A 776-nucleotide genomic window follows, 5' to 3' on the forward strand; every position below is an offset into this window, starting at 1 on the left:
TGGATGGAGACCGCGGCTCTTCGCCCGTGCTGTATCTGCATGGGCCGGGCGGGATCGGCAAGTCCGCGCTGCTGAGGCGGTTCGCTCTCGAGGCGCGGGAGGCGGGACGGCTGGTGGTCGAGGTGGACGGGCGTACGGTTCCCGCGACGCCGGAGGACTTCGAGCAGGCCGCCGCGAAGGCGATCGGCGAGCCGGGATCGGTGCTCCTGGTCGACACCTTCGAGCACTGCCAGGGCCTGGAGCACTGGTTGTGGGAGCACTTTCTGCCGCGGCTTCCGCTGGGCACGGTCGCGGTGGTCGCCGGACGTGCGGCCCCCGATCCACGCTGGGTCGCCGATCCGGGATGGGCGGACCTGCTGCGGGTGGTGCGGTTGCGGGATCTGACCCGGGAGGATGCCGCCGCCTTCCTGCGGGCGCGGGGTGTCCCGGCCGGGACGCACCACGCGCTGCTGTCCTTCACCAGTGGTAATCCGCTGGCCCTGTCCCTTGCGGTGGCAGTCGCCGTGCAGCGGGACACGGACGAGGCCCGGGGCGCTGCCGACTGGTCACCTGGCCGGGACGTGATCGCGACGTTGCTGCCCCAACTCGTGGGCCACGCCCCGAGTGCGGCGCACCGCACGGCGCTGGAGGTGTGCGCGCAGGCCGATGTCACCTCCGAGGCACTGCTGCGGGCGATGATGGGCGAGCGTGCCGCGGAACTGTTCGCCTGGCTGCGCGCCCAGCCGTTCATCGAATCCACCGCCTCCGGGCTCTTTCCGCACGATGTGGTGCGCGAG

The 776-nt window shown here is 72.2% G+C and carries 1 pseudogene; it reads left to right on the forward strand.

Annotation, left to right across the window (positions count from 1 at the left end):
* Window positions 1–26 precede the first annotated feature (26 nt).
* Window positions 27–776: pseudogene (locus tag IEZ21_RS46935) on the forward strand (ATP-binding protein); the annotation flags it as partial.

Origin of the sequence: Streptomyces flaveus, assembly GCF_014647675.1 — a bacterium.
GTDB lineage: Bacteria > Actinomycetota > Actinomycetes > Streptomycetales > Streptomycetaceae > Streptomyces > Streptomyces flaveus.